14 protein-coding genes, 1 tRNA gene and 1 riboswitch are annotated in these 13,723 nt (G+C 45.2%); of the genes, 8 read left to right on the top strand and 7 right to left on the bottom strand.

The features are described 5' to 3' along the window. The first annotated feature begins 41 nt into the window (after window positions 1-41). A complete protein-coding gene (gene msrA / locus EXU57_RS10375) occupies window positions 42-698 on the top strand; it encodes a peptide-methionine (S)-S-oxide reductase MsrA (protein ID WP_133268131.1) in 657 nt (218 codons plus the stop codon). Window positions 699-735: 37 nt separating this feature from the next. On the opposite strand, the gene EXU57_RS10370 is transcribed toward msrA, so the two are convergent. Together EXU57_RS10370 and mgtE are read right to left on the bottom strand one after the other, a co-directional pair. After that, window positions 736-1,392, bottom strand: coding sequence for a YdeI/OmpD-associated family protein (locus tag EXU57_RS10370; RefSeq protein WP_133268130.1), 657 nt, complete (start codon window positions 1,390-1,392; stop codon window positions 736-738). Window positions 1,393-1,452: 60 nt separating this feature from the next. After that, a complete protein-coding gene (gene mgtE / locus EXU57_RS10365) occupies window positions 1,453-2,841 on the bottom strand; it encodes a magnesium transporter (RefSeq protein ID WP_133268129.1) in 1,389 nt (462 codons plus the stop codon). An 80-nt stretch (window positions 2,842-2,921) separates the two neighbouring features. On the opposite strand from mgtE, the gene EXU57_RS10360 reads away from it, so the two are divergent. Next, window positions 2,922-3,305 carry an SET domain-containing protein gene (locus EXU57_RS10360; protein ID WP_133268128.1) on the top strand — a complete coding sequence of 128 codons (384 nt, stop codon included), beginning with the start codon at window positions 2,922-2,924 and terminating at the stop codon, window positions 3,303-3,305. Window positions 3,306-3,344: 39 nt separating this feature from the next. On the opposite strand, the gene EXU57_RS10355 is transcribed toward EXU57_RS10360, so the two are convergent. After that, complete coding sequence (locus tag EXU57_RS10355) at window positions 3,345-4,313, bottom strand: YitT family protein (RefSeq protein WP_133268127.1); 969 nt, start codon at window positions 4,311-4,313, stop codon at window positions 3,345-3,347. 170 nt (window positions 4,314-4,483) lie between these two features. After that, window positions 4,484-4,816 (bottom strand): hypothetical protein, encoded by a 333-nt coding sequence (locus tag EXU57_RS10350; protein ID WP_133268126.1) that lies wholly within the window; start codon window positions 4,814-4,816, stop codon window positions 4,484-4,486. 147 nt (window positions 4,817-4,963) lie between these two features. Here EXU57_RS10350 and nhaA point away from each other — a divergent pair, with 147 nt between their 5' ends. Then, window positions 4,964-6,133 carry a Na+/H+ antiporter NhaA gene (gene nhaA, locus EXU57_RS10345; RefSeq protein ID WP_133268125.1) on the top strand — a complete coding sequence of 390 codons (1,170 nt, stop codon included), beginning with the start codon at window positions 4,964-4,966 and terminating at the stop codon, window positions 6,131-6,133. Then, entirely contained in the window at window positions 6,126-6,497 is a 372-nt protein-coding gene (locus EXU57_RS10340; protein ID WP_133268124.1) for a DMT family protein, read from the top strand. The genes nhaA and EXU57_RS10340 overlap by 8 nt, the downstream gene beginning before the upstream one ends. 14 nt (window positions 6,498-6,511) lie before the next feature. On the opposite strand, the gene EXU57_RS25075 is transcribed toward EXU57_RS10340, so the two are convergent. Beyond that, window positions 6,512-6,676, bottom strand: a complete 165-nt coding sequence (locus EXU57_RS25075) for a hypothetical protein (protein WP_165958098.1) — start codon at window positions 6,674-6,676, stop codon at window positions 6,512-6,514. Between the two features lie 91 nt (window positions 6,677-6,767). On the opposite strand from EXU57_RS25075, the gene EXU57_RS10335 reads away from it, so the two are divergent. Then, a complete protein-coding gene (locus tag EXU57_RS10335) occupies window positions 6,768-7,601 on the top strand; it encodes a S1 RNA-binding domain-containing protein (RefSeq protein ID WP_133268123.1) in 834 nt (277 codons plus the stop codon). A 242-nt stretch (window positions 7,602-7,843) separates the two neighbouring features. Here the strand turns inward: EXU57_RS10335 and EXU57_RS10330 are convergent, their stop codons facing one another. Next, window positions 7,844-10,228: a TonB-dependent receptor gene (locus EXU57_RS10330; RefSeq protein ID WP_133268122.1), complete on the bottom strand. Its 2,385-nt coding sequence runs from the start codon at window positions 10,226-10,228 to the stop codon at window positions 7,844-7,846. A gap of 66 nt (window positions 10,229-10,294) precedes the next feature. Beyond that, window positions 10,295-10,405: riboswitch (TPP riboswitch) on the bottom strand. 96 nt (window positions 10,406-10,501) lie between these two features. Between EXU57_RS10330 and EXU57_RS10325 the strand changes: the two genes are divergently transcribed. The 3 genes from EXU57_RS10325 to EXU57_RS10315 all read left to right on the top strand — a co-directional run bounded on the left by EXU57_RS10325 (window position 10,502) and on the right by EXU57_RS10315 (window position 12,263). After that, window positions 10,502-11,215 (top strand): head GIN domain-containing protein, encoded by a 714-nt coding sequence (locus EXU57_RS10325; protein WP_133268121.1) that lies wholly within the window; start codon window positions 10,502-10,504, stop codon window positions 11,213-11,215. Between the two features lie 73 nt (window positions 11,216-11,288). Continuing rightward, window positions 11,289-11,360, top strand: a tRNA-Met gene (locus EXU57_RS10320). 402 nt (window positions 11,361-11,762) lie between these two features. Further along, window positions 11,763-12,263 (top strand): hypothetical protein, encoded by a 501-nt coding sequence (locus EXU57_RS10315; RefSeq protein ID WP_133268120.1) that lies wholly within the window; start codon window positions 11,763-11,765, stop codon window positions 12,261-12,263. A gap of 329 nt (window positions 12,264-12,592) precedes the next feature. Here EXU57_RS10315 and EXU57_RS10310 read toward each other — a convergent pair whose 3' ends face one another. Next, the gene (locus EXU57_RS10310) at window positions 12,593-13,471 is read right to left on the bottom strand and encodes an AraC family transcriptional regulator (protein WP_133268119.1); all 879 of its coding nucleotides are present in this window, start codon (window positions 13,469-13,471) and stop codon (window positions 12,593-12,595) included. Between the last annotated feature and the right edge of the window lie 252 nt (window positions 13,472-13,723).

Here is a 13,723-nt window from a genome sequence, read left to right as displayed (position 1 = left end):
CCTTTCCTTACCTGCTTCGTAAGTTTTTAAAATTGTTGATCATGAAATCAATTGCTACATTTTTAATTGCCTTTACTATGGTGGTTGCACTCGATGCTTGTGGTCAGCGAGGCAAGCTGCCCGTTAAAACAAAACATCCGCCTGCAAAAGATTTGAAGAAATACAGCCAGGCTACGTTTGCAGCCGGTTGTTTTTGGCATGAAGAAGCGATGTTTGAGAGCATCAAGGGAGTAAAGGAAGTCGTATCTGGCTACGCCGGCGGCAGCACCAAGAATCCAACTTACGAAAGCATAGAAACGGGAAACACCGGTCATGCTGAAACAGTAAATGTTTACTATGACTCCACCATCATCACTTACCCAACTTTGCTCAAGCTGTACTTTGCCGGGCAGGATCCTACCCAGGTAAACGGCCAGGGACCAGATCGTGGAACCCAATACCGTTCGATATTGTTTTACCGCAATGCAGGAGAGAAAAAACTTGCAGAAGATTATATCAAGGCACTACAGCCCCAATATCGAAAACCGATTGCGGCACAGCTGATGCCCCTGACAAAATTCTGGGAGGCGGAGGCTTATCACCAGAACTATATTGAACAAAACCCCGGAGGCGGCTATGTTCAGATGGTTAGTATTCCCGAGATTAAAAAGGTACAAAAGGCGTTTCCTCAATTGGTGAAGCCCGAAGCCGTATATTAAGCTGTCCTGTATTACGTTGTTATAGGTTGTTCGTTCGCTACCTGTTTGCAGGATTTTTCCATCCTTTCTGCAACCGCTCGATGCTGCTTGTCACCCGCTCAAGTTTAGTTTCAGCTCTTTTAGCGGAAACGATCCATTCTACATATTCCTTTTTATTTGTAAAAGATAGCGCATCGAAGGTCTTTTTGGCCGCAACGTCGGCTGCAAGTGCCTGTTCCAATGTTTCAGGAAGAGTAATCGTTTTGTTCAAGGGATCAACATATTTAAAGATTTCCCTGGTTTTTGGGACGGCAGCCTTGACTTCGTCAGCTGCTGTTTTCAGCCTGAAACCAAAGGCTGACCAGGTTCCGTCGAAGGAGATCAGCGTCAAAAATTTCAGGTCAGTATTCTTTTGCAATACCTCCCAGCCGGTGTCTTTTGTTAAATCGGTTTGAATGCCGGAGCTGCCCTTGGGAAAATATATCCATGCCAATACGTTTGCTGCTAACATACCCGTTACCTGGTTAATCTCTTTAAGCAACTGGCTTTTATCGCGGACAAACCAATGCACCTGGTCGAAATTTGTTGCAGTGGTGCTGGTTTTTACCCCTGCCGGCAGTTCATGCAGCTTCCGCTCGAAGTCGTCGGGTGCATGCAGTAGCCTTAGCACCATACCGGGTTTAATCTTGAGCTTCTGTGTAGTTGTATTTGGCATGTGGATCGTTTATTATTCAGTGTCGGAACTCACGTGGTCACGTGTCTGCTTTCAACTGCATTAGAGCAGGAGCCCGGCAAGGAAAATATAGGCGACACTAAAGTAGATTACGAGGCCCGTCACGTCTACAAGGGTCGCAACAAAGGGTGCGGAAGATACGGCGGGATCAGCGCCCAGCTTTTTGAGTAACAGGGGGAGCATTGAGCCACTTAAAGTACCCCACAGTACTACGCCCACCAGGGAAACCCCTACCGTCAGGCCTACACCCATCCAATGCGCTCCGTAAATATGGGTAAACTGCTGCCAAACGGCTACCCTTATAAAACCAACAACGCCCAATACGCTGCCGAGCATAAGTCCACTTATAATTTCCCGACGTAAAACCCGCCACCAATCCTCGAGCGAAATTTCGCCAACCGCCATTGCCTGAATAATAAGGGTAGAGGCCTGCGAACCACTATTGCCACCACTTGATATGATTAATGGAATAAACATGGCAAGTACGACGGCTTTGGCGATCTCGTCTTCGAAGTAACCCATGGCAGTTGCCGTAAGCATTTCACCAAGAAACAATACAATCATCCATCCAATGCGTTTGCGAAAAAGCCGGAATATCGGCATTTCGAGATAGGGTGCATCCAGCGCTTCGGTACCCCCCATCTTCTGCATGTCTTCGCTAAACTCTTCGCTGGCTACCCACAGGATATCGTCAATGGTGATGATACCCAGCAGTACATTGTTATCGTCTACCACCGGTAATGCTACACGGTTGTTCATTTTAAAAACCTGGTTGGCGTGCTCCTGGTCGTCGTTTACATTCAATGCAATCACCCGTTCATCCATGAGCTCGTTTACCTTTTTATCGGGGGCTGCCAGTATGAATTCCTTAATCCGTAAATCGTCGATCAATTCGCCTTTTTCGTTGATCACGTAAATGACATCGATGGTCTCGCTGTTTTTTGCATATTTCCTGATGATGCCAAATACCTCCTGAACGGTGTTGTGTTCATAAACGTAAACATAGTCAGGGGTCATTAGTCTGCCAACGCTACCTTCGGGATACCCGAGCAGCGAAAGGGTGATCATTCGTTCTTCGGGTTCCAGGAGTTTGATAAGGTCCCTAAGCACCTCCTTGGGTAAGTCTTCCAGAAAGTCGGTGCGGTCGTCGGCCTGGAGTTCATTAAGCAGTTCAGCCGTTTTAAAAGAAGGTAATTCGGTTACAATACGCTTCTGTGTGGGGAAATCCAGGATTTTGAAAGTGCTTGCAGCACGGTGGATGGAAAGGTTTGCAATAATCTGTGCCTCAAAGTCTGGGTACTCATATATTAATTCCGACACGTCGGCAATATTTTGATCGTCGAGGAATTCTCTTATCGCGAGGCTGTCATTACGCGCGATCAGTTCTTCAAACTGTTCGCTGATCGAGTGTTGTTCTATTTCCAAAGACATGCTGCAAATTAGTATTTTGCCCCGTTAATATTTTGCAGGCCTTTTTTCCTTTTCTTTATCTTCACCGCTAACAAAAAACTATGTTGCAACCTTATTTAACTGTAGCGCCATCCGAAAGCAGGGGCCGTGGGGTTTTTACCACCAAAACAATACCCGCTGGCACGAACATCGAAATCTCTCCTGTAATTGTATTATCAGCAAAAGACAGAACTTTTATTGAGCAGACTAAGTTGTACCATTATGTTTTCGAATGGGGCAAAACCCGTAAAAAGATTTGTATGGCACTGGGTTATGTGTCGATGTATAATCATTCGTACGATGCCAACTGCGAATATGAAATGGACTTTGAAGCTGAGCTTATTACCGTACGTACTGTTCGCAAAGTATCAAAAGGGGAAGAGCTTTACCTGAATTACAACGCGGTTCCAAATGATACCACACCGGTGTGGTTTGATGCGAAATAGTTAACAACCCCGGCAAGACCGGGGTTGTTACTTTATGGCTTAATGCTTCAACCGCCGCTTCTTAATCATGCCGCCTTTGGTGTCTTTGATACTTGTCATCACTACAAATGCGTCCTTGTCTATACGTTCGATCTCGGCGTTTAATTTACTAAGTTCCAGTCTTGTAATTACCGTGTACAGAACATTGGTGTCTTTGATGTTTCCACTTCTTCCATAGCCATGAGTTCCCGGATAAACGGTAACCCCTCTGCCCATTTTGTTGATGATCATGTTCCTGATTTCGACATGCTTTAGCGAAATGATATTTACGCCGATATACTCTTCGATTCCCTCGATTACAAAGTCCATCGTTTTTGCAGCCGATAGGTATGTTATCATAGAGTACAGCGCAGTTTCTACCGACAAGAGGTAAGCAGCTGCGCTAAAGACCAGGAGGTTGATGAGGATAATGATGTCGCCGATAGTAGTACCAAGTTTGCGGCTCAGGTAAATCGCAAGCACCTCGGTGCCATCAATTACCGCTCCGCCCCGAATGGCAAGCCCAATGCCGGCACCCAGACATATGCCGCCAAAAACGCCGACCAGCAGTTTGTCCTCGGTGATACGCGGGACCTCGATAAAGGTGACGCACAATGCAAGGCCGATAATTGCCAACACCGTTTTTATGGCGAACTCCCTCCCGATAATTTGAGAACCGAGGAACACAAAGGGAAGATTAATCAATACCAGCCAAACGGCAAGCTTGGTACCTGTTATTTCCCTGGCGAGCAACGCCATTCCCGTTGCACCACCATCGATAACTTCATTTGGCATGAGGAATCCCCGTAAACCCAGTGTGGCAAAACTGATCCCAAGGAGCAATTGCATAACGTCCTTGATCATGCGGATCGTTAGCGTTTTGAATTGCATGAATGCTTTCGAAAGCTGGTACGACGATACATCCGCATTGCCCGATACCTGATCGCGCAAAATGGTACTGATGATTATTCTTTTAAATATGGGACGCATTCATTGCAGATTATTTGATTTCGAGCCTAATCAGCGTTGCTATCAAAAAACCTGTAGGCAGGCCAATGGCCGCTGAATAGAAAAGAAGGTTATTGATTAATGGGGGTGACCTGCGGACAATTCGTGTTTGTTGAGCTGCCGCTTACAAAAGTTGATGATTTAGGGTTTTGCTACCAATAATAGTGAAATGGAAACAGGATGGCGAAAGTGCCCGATTGATGGTGATGATTCTGATGGCCGGACGGGGAAGTGCCACAGCAAACAAGTGTAGACGTGCTTAGCCGGCTGTTATCAGCTGGAGGGTGCTTTTTTTCAACGGGCGGGAATGAGGGCACCCGGAATACTGCTGATACAATATCTATTGCCGAATGATAAAGGTCTTTTTCCGGGAATACCCGACCTTCGCGGCAAAATGGAAGAAATCCAGTTGGCGAGGCCGATATTTTCTGGTGACCTGATCCATAACATTTATTAACTCCTCCGCCGAAATTGGCGAGGAGCATAATGAATGTTATTTGCAGGAAGACTTTCACGCTGTGAAAATAGGTGTAATATCCGGTGATGCAACCGTCAATCTGGTAGATACCAAACAAGATCAATATACATTGGGGGAAGCGTTTTGTCGTTCTCTTCCCGGAAATAATCATCGTATGGAGTCATCAATCAGCCAGGGAGTATTTAAGCGTTTTTTTCGCAGTGAAATGGCGGGAGGATTTGTTTTAATCTTTTGCACCATCGTCACGATCATCGTCGCAAATAGCAGCATCGGCGAAAATTATATTCATTTTTGGCACAGTGATGCACCTTCTCCATGGTTTTTACAACTGCCGTCAACGGTCGAGCACTGGATAAACGACGGGTTGATGTCGATATTCTTTTTGTTGGTGGGGCTGGAGATAGAACGCGAGATTTATGTTGGAGAATTTTCAAATTTAAAAAAGGCGCTTCTCCCCATATTTGCAGCAATAGGCGGCATGTTGATCCCGGCAGTGATCTATTTTGCCCTGAATTACAAGTTGCCCACCCAGTCGGGTTTCGGAATTCCAATGGCCACTGATATCGCTTTTGCATTAGGAATGCTTTCCCTTGCCGGTAAACGGGTTCCGGCTTCGCTGAAGGTTTTTTTAACGGCGCTTGCGATCATCGATGATATCGGTGCAATACTGATCATTGGCATATTTTACACCCAGGGATTTTCATTGCTTTACTTTGGGTTGGCGCTGGTGGTTTTTGCATTTCTCCTCGTGCTAAACCGTATGGGTGTATCGGCGCTAAAGTGGTACCTGGTACCCGGTGTTGTTCTTTGGTACCTGATGTTGCAGTCAGGTATACATGCCACTATTGCCGGTATCCTGCTGGCTTTTGCAGTGCCGTTTACAAAAAACGATGAAGACAATCCTTCCTATAAGTTGCAAAACTGGCTGCATGCTCCTGTCGCATTTGTAATCCTGCCGCTTTTTGCGCTTGCAAATACAGCCATCTTAATTCCCGGAGATGTCCTCCGTTCGCTGCAATCCCGAAGTAGTCTGGGTATTCTGGCGGGCCTGCTGATTGGCAAAGTTGTGGGTGTTATATTCTTTTCTGTTATCGCCCTAAAGACAAAATTAGCCAGCATCTCACCTGAAATCAACAAAGTTCATATGATCGGCGCGGGTATACTTGCGGGTATTGGTTTTACGATGAGCATCTTCATCACAAATCTTGCTTTCTCCGATCCTGAAATCATCTCGTCGGCAAAACTTAGCATATTGGTTGCTTCAACAATCGCAGCAGTTGTTGGCGTGCTTATCTTAAGATCGCTAAAGAGAAAGTATGAGTAAATCAATTATTACCGTCGGTCTGCTGGTAATCTCAAATGTATTCATGACACTTGCCTGGTACGGTCATTTACGAATGAAAGACTTGCCCTGGTTTGGAAAGCTTGGCCTGGCCAGTATTATTCTTATTAGTTGGGGGATTGCATTATTTGAGTACATCTTCCAGGTTCCCGCAAATAAAATCGGCTTTTCAGAGAATGGTGGTCCCTTTAATTTGTGGCAACTAAAGGTTATACAGGAAGTAATAACGCTGGTTGTATTTACCACATTTGCCCTTATTTTTTTCAAGAATGAAAGTTTGAGATTAAATCATCTCATCGGATTTTGCCTGCTCATCGCAGCAGTTTACTTTATATTTAAGAAGTGAATTGCTCTGACACTTTATTTGTAACCGGCAGTAGTTGGCCTGGCTACTTTGCTTGCCCGCCCGGCTGCGCCATTCGGACGGGCGACGCTGCGTTCAACGGCGGTACAGCCGGCATCTTTCCCAAACCATATCACCGTTACCGAAAAACGGTGAAGCACTTTCAACGGCGAGGGTATCATTTACCCGGCAGGATATTTTAGGGTTCATAGTTGGCTGGCAATTCCACAGCCTTGAAACAAAGATTTTGCTTTTACATAAATAACAATGCACATGGTTAACGTGGGTGATTATAATAACCTGAAGGTTTTACGAACCGTTGATTTCGGTCTTTTTCTCGATGATGGCAACGAAGGGATACTACTTCCAAAAAGGTTCGCTCCTGCAGGCGCAAAAATTGGCGACGAGATCAATGTATTTGTTTACCATGATGGCGAGGACCGGCTTATTGCAACAACCCAGAAAGCAAAAGCAAGGGTGGGTGACATCGCGATGCTTCGGGCGGTTTCGGTAACGAAACAGGGAGCATTCCTCGACTGGGGGCTTATGAAAGACATCTTTGTTCCCAAGTCGAAACAGTTATCGGGAATGCGGACCGGTGGTGACTACATCGTTAAGTTATATATAGACGAAAAAACCGGCCGGGTTGCTGCGACAGAGAAAATAGAAACCCTGTTGAGCAACGAGGTGTTAACCGTTAAGGAGATGGATGAGGTAGACTTGCTGGTCTACCGTAAGTCGGAAATTGGCTATGTCGTCATCATCAACAACCAGCATACGGGTGTGCTTCACTTCAATGAAATTTATCGTGATATCCAGCTTGGGGACCGCTTTAGTGGCTACATTAAAAAGATTGGTCCCGAAAATACCATAGATGTGGTTGTTGGCAAACCAGGATATGAGCGTGTTGAGGGCGAAACAGATAAGGTACTTCGATTGTTACGCGAGAGCAATGGCTACCTTCCTTATAACGACAAGTCTGATCCTGCTGACATCTATTCGTTTTTCGGTATGAGTAAAAAGACCTTTAAAATGACCACCGGAAAACTTTATAAAGATCGAAAAATCATTTTTGCGCAAACCGGCATAAAACTCATCGACGACTAATGGCAGGTTTACCAAAAGTCCGTTTCTATAACGAATTACGCCAGGTTGCGAAGGGCTAACCTGGCGTTTGGTTTTTCATCAGTTTGCAATAGCTATACTGCTATCTTAAAAGCTATATGTCTTACTTGCTGGTTTATACCCTTTGTTGTTAGTTAACCCGTGGGCGGTTGAACCATTCAGGACTGAAGGTTATCCTTAATTGCCTGCATGTGCTTAAGGGCCCTTGTTCCTTCAAAATCTTATTAGAAAGTAACATTAAGTGCAAGGAGGAAGTTCGTTCCTGCCATAGGAAAATAATAATTTTCTGTTGAGAGAGCGCCCCCGGAGATATAGCTAAAAGTATATCCGTTTGGTTCATACATCTTGTTGAACACGTTGTTAACCTGGGCTGCTAAACTCCACTGTTTCGATAGCTTGTTTTTCAAGGTGTATGCCACCCGAAGATCCTGCACATAGTAAAAGTTTAGACTTCTTGCGATATCCTGGGTATTGTCAAGATACTGCCTGCTTACGTATTTGGCCGGCAGGTTGATTTCAAGATTTTTTACCGGCAAGAGGTTAAGGGACAGTGCACCAACCACGGAGGGTGAAAAGGAGATGTCCTTGTTTCCATGCACGATCAGCTTTTGGCCGCCATTATCATAGTCGTCGACAAATTCATTGGAGTTGCTGATTTTATTCCTGCTGAAGGCAAGATTTCCCGTTGCATTAATCCATTGAGCAAAGGTGGCCCCACCCTGGAGCTCAATGCCAAGCCGGTAGCTCGCCGGTGTATTTGTTCTTGTGTATGCCCCTACGTCGTTGATCTTGCCAGTAAGAATCAGTTGATTTTTGTAGTGCATATAGTAGGCAGTTGCCCCCCAGCTGTAGATTGTGGTCTTTTTATCTATACCAAGTTCAAAGTCGTGTAAGGTCTCGTGTTTTGGTTGTTCAGATATACCTGCTTCGTAATCATTACGATTTGGCTCCTTGTTGCCGACAGCATAGCTGAAGTAAGCCTGCATTCCGCCGGAAGTATACGATACACCGGCTTTCGGGTTTACAAAATTAAAGTTGCGGTTTATCCTTGCGTCGCGGTTGTCGCGAAAGCCATCAATTTTGTAATTAACGTGGCGGTATTGCAGGTCCGCAAAAAGCTGCCACCTGGCGTCGACATTGTGCTGCCACTTGGCATAGATATTCTCATCGCTCTTCCTAGCAGGTAGTCTATACCATTCATAGTCTTTTGGTATACTGGTACCGGCCCAGATAACTGTACCAAAATGACGGCCATCATAAACGTTCCACCCGCCGCCGATATTAATCTCGTTTTTGTCTTTCTTATACCTGAGTGCAGCAATCTGGCCATAGTAGTCGTTGTCGAGCCACAACTGTCTTACCAGGTCGGTGCGATCTAAAGTCGTTCCGCCTACGATCGGGTTAGTAAGACCGTAACCTGAAAATTTTGCACCTGCCTTAAACTGTTCATAATATCCACTTCCTTTAGTAAGGAACACCGCAGTGTTAAATGAAATCCGTTCATCGAACTGGTGGTTGAAAAACAACTGGTAGTGATCCTGCTGGTAGTTGTCGGTTTCGTTTTCATAAGGCTCACCCGGTTTTTCGGTGCCTGCTGAATTATAGGTACGGTTGGTATGCAACATGCTTTCCGGTATACCATTCCAGGCCTGGTAAGTTTTTTCGGTGCCGGTAATCAGGTTAAATCGAACCGACGATTTTTTATTAAAGTAAGCAGTAGATAAGTACAATGACCTGAGGTCGGTGGCGGCGCGGTCTATAAAACCATCACTAGATATTTTGCTTAGCCGGGCATCAACGGTAAAATGTTCATCTATTAATCCGGTTCCGGCCCGTAAGGTATGCTTCCAGGTGTTGAACGAGCCAAAGGTGTTGCTTATAGAACCATACGCTTTTTCGTTGAATTCATTGGTGCTCAGGTTAATTGTTCCGCCAAATGCACCTGCCCCATTGGAAGATGTTCCGACCCCTCTTTGTATCTGTATGCTGTTGAGCGATGATGCAATATCCGGCAGGTCTACAAAATAGCTGCCCTGGCTTTCCGCATCATTATAAGGTATTCCGTTCATGGTAACGTTTACCCGGGTGCCGTCGCTTCCGCGGATGCGAATCCCCGTATACCCGAAACCGTTGCCCGCATCAGAATTTACCACCACCGAGGGCGTTTGATTAAGCAGGAACGGCAGGTCCTGGCCGAGATTTGTTTGTTCAATGGTTCGTTTACCAATGTTGGTTTTGGTAAATGGTGCCCTTTCAGAAGCCCGGGTCGAACGGATTTCAAGTGGCTCAAGAAAATAAGGCTGTGCCTGTAGCTCCAGCGTAAGGGCAGCGGCAGTTTCAATAACCTCAACCTCAAGCGTTTTGGTTTCCATCCCGATGAAACCCGTGCTGATGGTATAAGTACCTTTTCTTGTTATCCCCTTAAAGTTAAAAGAGCCATCTTTTGCTGAAAGTGTCTGCGCGGTAAGTCCCCGGCTTTGGAGGGTAAGGGTTACACCTTCAAGCGGGCGGTTGTTTCCTTTGTCAAGTACCACCCCTTTAATGTTGTATTGCGACGAAACAGAAAGCACTACAAAGCACGCCATAAGGGTTGTCAAAAATCGCTTCATTATCTGAACTTTATTGATTACTGATTTTTGAACAATCGAATGCCGGAGAGGAGGGGGCGTAATAAATTATATAGAAGTGCACCTTCCCTTCGCAGGCATTATCCTGTTCAGGTTCTACGGGTATGATCTCAGCCCCTTTTGTGTTTGCGACACTCAGGAGCACCCCGGGAATGGAGAAGCCAAGGCTTCGATCCATTGAACAAAAGTAATGGCGAATTTTAAGAAGTGCTGTAACTTTTTTTTACATCGTTCGTTTCATTAAAAATTACAAGTATGAAGGGTGTATACATGATGTGGATTTTGCTACTGGCAATTACTTCAGCAGGCGCACAGCAGGTGATTTACGATGAAAATGCAGAAGTGAGAAGTGTCAGTAATTTCAGGAGTATAGAAGTGTCGGGGACAGTTATGCTGTATGTTTCGCAGGGAAGCACACATGCTGTAGCCGTAAGCGCAGGTGAAGCCAAATACAATGAGAAAATAAAAACTGAAGTAAACAACGGGGTACTAAAAATTTCTGTTGAAGGTGGGGTGTGGAACGGCTTCAGCTGGGCCAATCGTAAACTAAAGGCCTATGTATCCTTACCGAGCCTCGAAAAGCTCGAGGTATCGGGAGCATCTGTGGCCAATATCATGGAAGGGTTCAAAGCGCAGGCCCTAAACGTAAGTGTTTCGGGTGCAAGCGAAGTAAAGGGTAGGGTAGAGCTTAAAACACTTAAGCTGGATGTATCAGGAGCATCAGTTATCCGGCTGTCGGGAACAACAGAAAGCGCGGCTATCGATGCAAGTGGAGCTGCCCGGGTTCATGGTTATGAACTAAAGGCTGAAACCGTGAGGGTAAATGCTTCAGGGGCCTCAACGGTAAACATTACGGCAATCAAAGCCTTTACGGCAGACGCGAGTGGCGGATCATCTGTTCGTTATGAAGGTAATGCAACCACTGGCTCGCTGAATGCAAGCGCTGGAGCGAGCATCAAAAAACGTTAAGAAAACTATTGCAGGCTTTTATGAAATAAAAGTTGGTGGGTAAGTATGCCCGCCTTATGTTTGCAATCCAAATCGCGAAGTAGAGCAGCGGTAGCTCGTCGGGCTCATAACCCGAAGGTCGGAGGTTCGAACCCTCCCTTCGCAACAAAGACCTCCCATCAGGGAGGTCTTTTTATTTTATCTCCCTGACTTATAGGAGTTTCTCAGGGGCTCCTCTCTTACCCCTCCGATGTAGCAACAACTCATCTCACGTTTGCTCATCTCCGTTTTTCCCTGTGCATAATTCCCGTCCCTCCATCACTTTATCCACTTGTAGCGGTACGCTTATACAATTATTTGCTGGTGTTGTTATTATTGCAGGTTATTCCTGAGGTATACAACTAGTTGAGCCTAAATTCCGTATAACACTTGTGACCTGCATGGCACAAGGCGAATAGTCGGTGTTGGCTTTGGTTGACTTACCCTCATCGTGTGGAAAACATGATAAATTGTTTGAACAATATAACTGTTAGATTAGTGTTTTAAACTGCAAGTACAAGACCTTACTATGGAAAACGATCATTGCCAACCTGAAACTCACGCCGAGGAGAATCAGCATTGGTATACTGAAGACTTTATTGCCACGAGTATTGTCCAATACCTGAAAGAAAACGGTTTCAGGATACATAAGGACAGCCGTGAAGTCGGCAGAAACGACAAGATTATCACCGCCTCACGATTTTTTACCAAGGAGGTGATCGGTATTCGTGGTCTTACCGACACCAGCGGGAGGGATAGCTTGTTGAAAGTGATGGAAAAAAACAATCCTTCTCACAATGCAAAAGCGTGGCTTACGGAGTCGCTGTTTAACTCACTGGTAAATTTTGGAAAGTATTATTCGGACGATAGTTCCGACATTGCCATGGCCCTGCCCAATGTTGATAAATACAAAGCAATAATAGAACGGGTACAGGAGTATTTTGCGGTGAACCAGTTATCGATGAAGGTTTACCTGGTAAACAAAGACGGACAAGTAGAAATTTCTAACTTAAATGTGAAGCATAAGTAAAATTTACATTGCATTAGCGCATGCCGCATTTGCGGATGGCGAATTGGTATCAAGGTATTGAGATTGGCGTAGTAGGTGATAGCTGTGGGCGATTGGTGTCGAGGAATTTTTAGAGTTGTGGGTACAAACATTTGCCCCGCAGGCATAAAAGGATCAACCCTGCACAACTCTTGAACTGAGCCCGTCCGAATGGCTAATTAGAATTATTTGAACAACTATTAGCCGGGCGGACGTAGCAACGATGTTGCCCAATGTGTTTCCGCCGGTACCAAATAGAAAATCATAAATGAAAACGGGTACTTCATGTGGAGTACCCGTTTTCATTTATATTAGTTAAGGTTGCCCAGGAATACGTTAGCGTATTCGCGGGGTGACTTACCCGTGGTGGATTTAAACACCCTGTTGAAGTTTGTAATGCTGTTGAAGCCGCAATCGTAGGCCACCGATGATACGCTGTCGTAACTGCCGTCGATAAGTTTTTTGCACGCCTCATTAATGCGTACCTCATTCAGGAAGGTTACAAAAGTTACCCGTGTATGTTTTTTAAAATACCTGCAAAACGCCTGGGGGGTCATGTAGGCTGCAGCTGCAACTTCCTCGAGTGTGATGTCGCGATTAAAGTGCTGCATAATGAAGCTGTAGATGTTGCTGATGCGTTTACCCTCGTAGTCGCTAAACGTAGTAGGCTGAACATCCGGCGCAAGCGGAAACGTATTCTCGATAGCACTCAACGATTTCAGCAATTGAAAAAACTGCATTAGCTGGTCCATGCCATTCGCATATTTAATGCTCAGCAAACGCCCCGAGATGTCGGAAAAAGAATGCTGTGGAATTTGAAAACCGCTGTAGTGACTGGAAAAGAAAGAATAAACATTCTTCAATTCAGGCAGATCGAAAAGCGATGCAAGCTTTCCCTTGGTGTTAAAGAAAATGGTTAGTGCATGCACCTCTTTGTTGCTGCCGGGCTCAAAGTAAGAGGCGTCGCTTTTAAACAGGTGCGGCATATTCGCACCGATCATGTAGGCTTCGTTAGGACCAAAAGTATGCATGTTGTTTCCAACCAGGAGCGTTCCTTCCCCCTTAAGAATTAATGTTAACTGGATTTCCTCGTGCCTGTGTAAATAGGGATAAAAATGGGGGAGTTGCTCCTCCTGCACTAGAATGGTCTTATCATGCGAAACCGGGATGGTAAAAGGTAAGATTTTCATGTCGGGAGGGTTTTGTGATTAGTCTTGGAAAGCTACAAAAATTTAACTCAAAAATCATGAATCGACTGCTAAACCGGTTAATATATGGTTAGTAGTTGACAATTTTTGTTAAGACAACATTGACTTTCACCGGCTTTCAGTCATTTTTAGTGAGAAAAGCGCTGAAAAAGGTCCTCAAAGGGTTAAAATATTGCACATTCGTCCACAAAAAAGCCGCTCCCTTTTACAGGAACGGCTGTCGTTGCATTATCG

This window comes from Segetibacter sp. 3557_3 (assembly GCF_004354985.1).
Taxonomy (GTDB): Bacteria; Bacteroidota; Bacteroidia; order Chitinophagales; family Chitinophagaceae; genus Segetibacter.
Note: the sequence above shows the minus strand (reverse complement) of the source record. Positions and strands in the feature narration are given on the sequence as shown.

What these genes read in the sequence shown, in the direction of transcription:
- mgtE (WP_133268129.1), bottom strand. Translation starts at nt 2,841, where the DNA reads ATGTCTTTGGAAATAGAACAACACTCGATCAGCGAACAGTTTGAAGAA.
- EXU57_RS10315 (WP_133268120.1), top strand. Translation starts at nt 11,763, where the DNA reads ATGGAAAACGATCATTGCCAACCTGAAACTCACGCCGAGGAGAATCAG.
- EXU57_RS10355 (WP_133268127.1), bottom strand. Translation starts at nt 4,313, where the DNA reads ATGCGTCCCATATTTAAAAGAATAATCATCAGTACCATTTTGCGCGAT.
- EXU57_RS10335 (WP_133268123.1), top strand. Translation starts at nt 6,768, where the DNA reads ATGGTTAACGTGGGTGATTATAATAACCTGAAGGTTTTACGAACCGTT.
- EXU57_RS10310 (WP_133268119.1), bottom strand. Translation starts at nt 13,471, where the DNA reads ATGAAAATCTTACCTTTTACCATCCCGGTTTCGCATGATAAGACCATT.
- EXU57_RS10370 (WP_133268130.1), bottom strand. Translation starts at nt 1,392, where the DNA reads ATGCCAAATACAACTACACAGAAGCTCAAGATTAAACCCGGTATGGTG.
- EXU57_RS10350 (WP_133268126.1), bottom strand. Translation starts at nt 4,816, where the DNA reads ATGCTCCTCGCCAATTTCGGCGGAGGAGTTAATAAATGTTATGGATCA.
- EXU57_RS10325 (WP_133268121.1), top strand. Translation starts at nt 10,502, where the DNA reads ATGAAGGGTGTATACATGATGTGGATTTTGCTACTGGCAATTACTTCA.
- nhaA (WP_133268125.1), top strand. Translation starts at nt 4,964, where the DNA reads ATGGAGTCATCAATCAGCCAGGGAGTATTTAAGCGTTTTTTTCGCAGT.
- msrA (WP_133268131.1), top strand. Translation starts at nt 42, where the DNA reads ATGAAATCAATTGCTACATTTTTAATTGCCTTTACTATGGTGGTTGCA.
- EXU57_RS10340 (WP_133268124.1), top strand. Translation starts at nt 6,126, where the DNA reads ATGAGTAAATCAATTATTACCGTCGGTCTGCTGGTAATCTCAAATGTA.
- EXU57_RS25075 (WP_165958098.1), bottom strand. Translation starts at nt 6,676, where the DNA reads ATGATACCCTCGCCGTTGAAAGTGCTTCACCGTTTTTCGGTAACGGTG.
- EXU57_RS10360 (WP_133268128.1), top strand. Translation starts at nt 2,922, where the DNA reads ATGTTGCAACCTTATTTAACTGTAGCGCCATCCGAAAGCAGGGGCCGT.
- EXU57_RS10330 (WP_133268122.1), bottom strand. Translation starts at nt 10,228, where the DNA reads ATGAAGCGATTTTTGACAACCCTTATGGCGTGCTTTGTAGTGCTTTCT.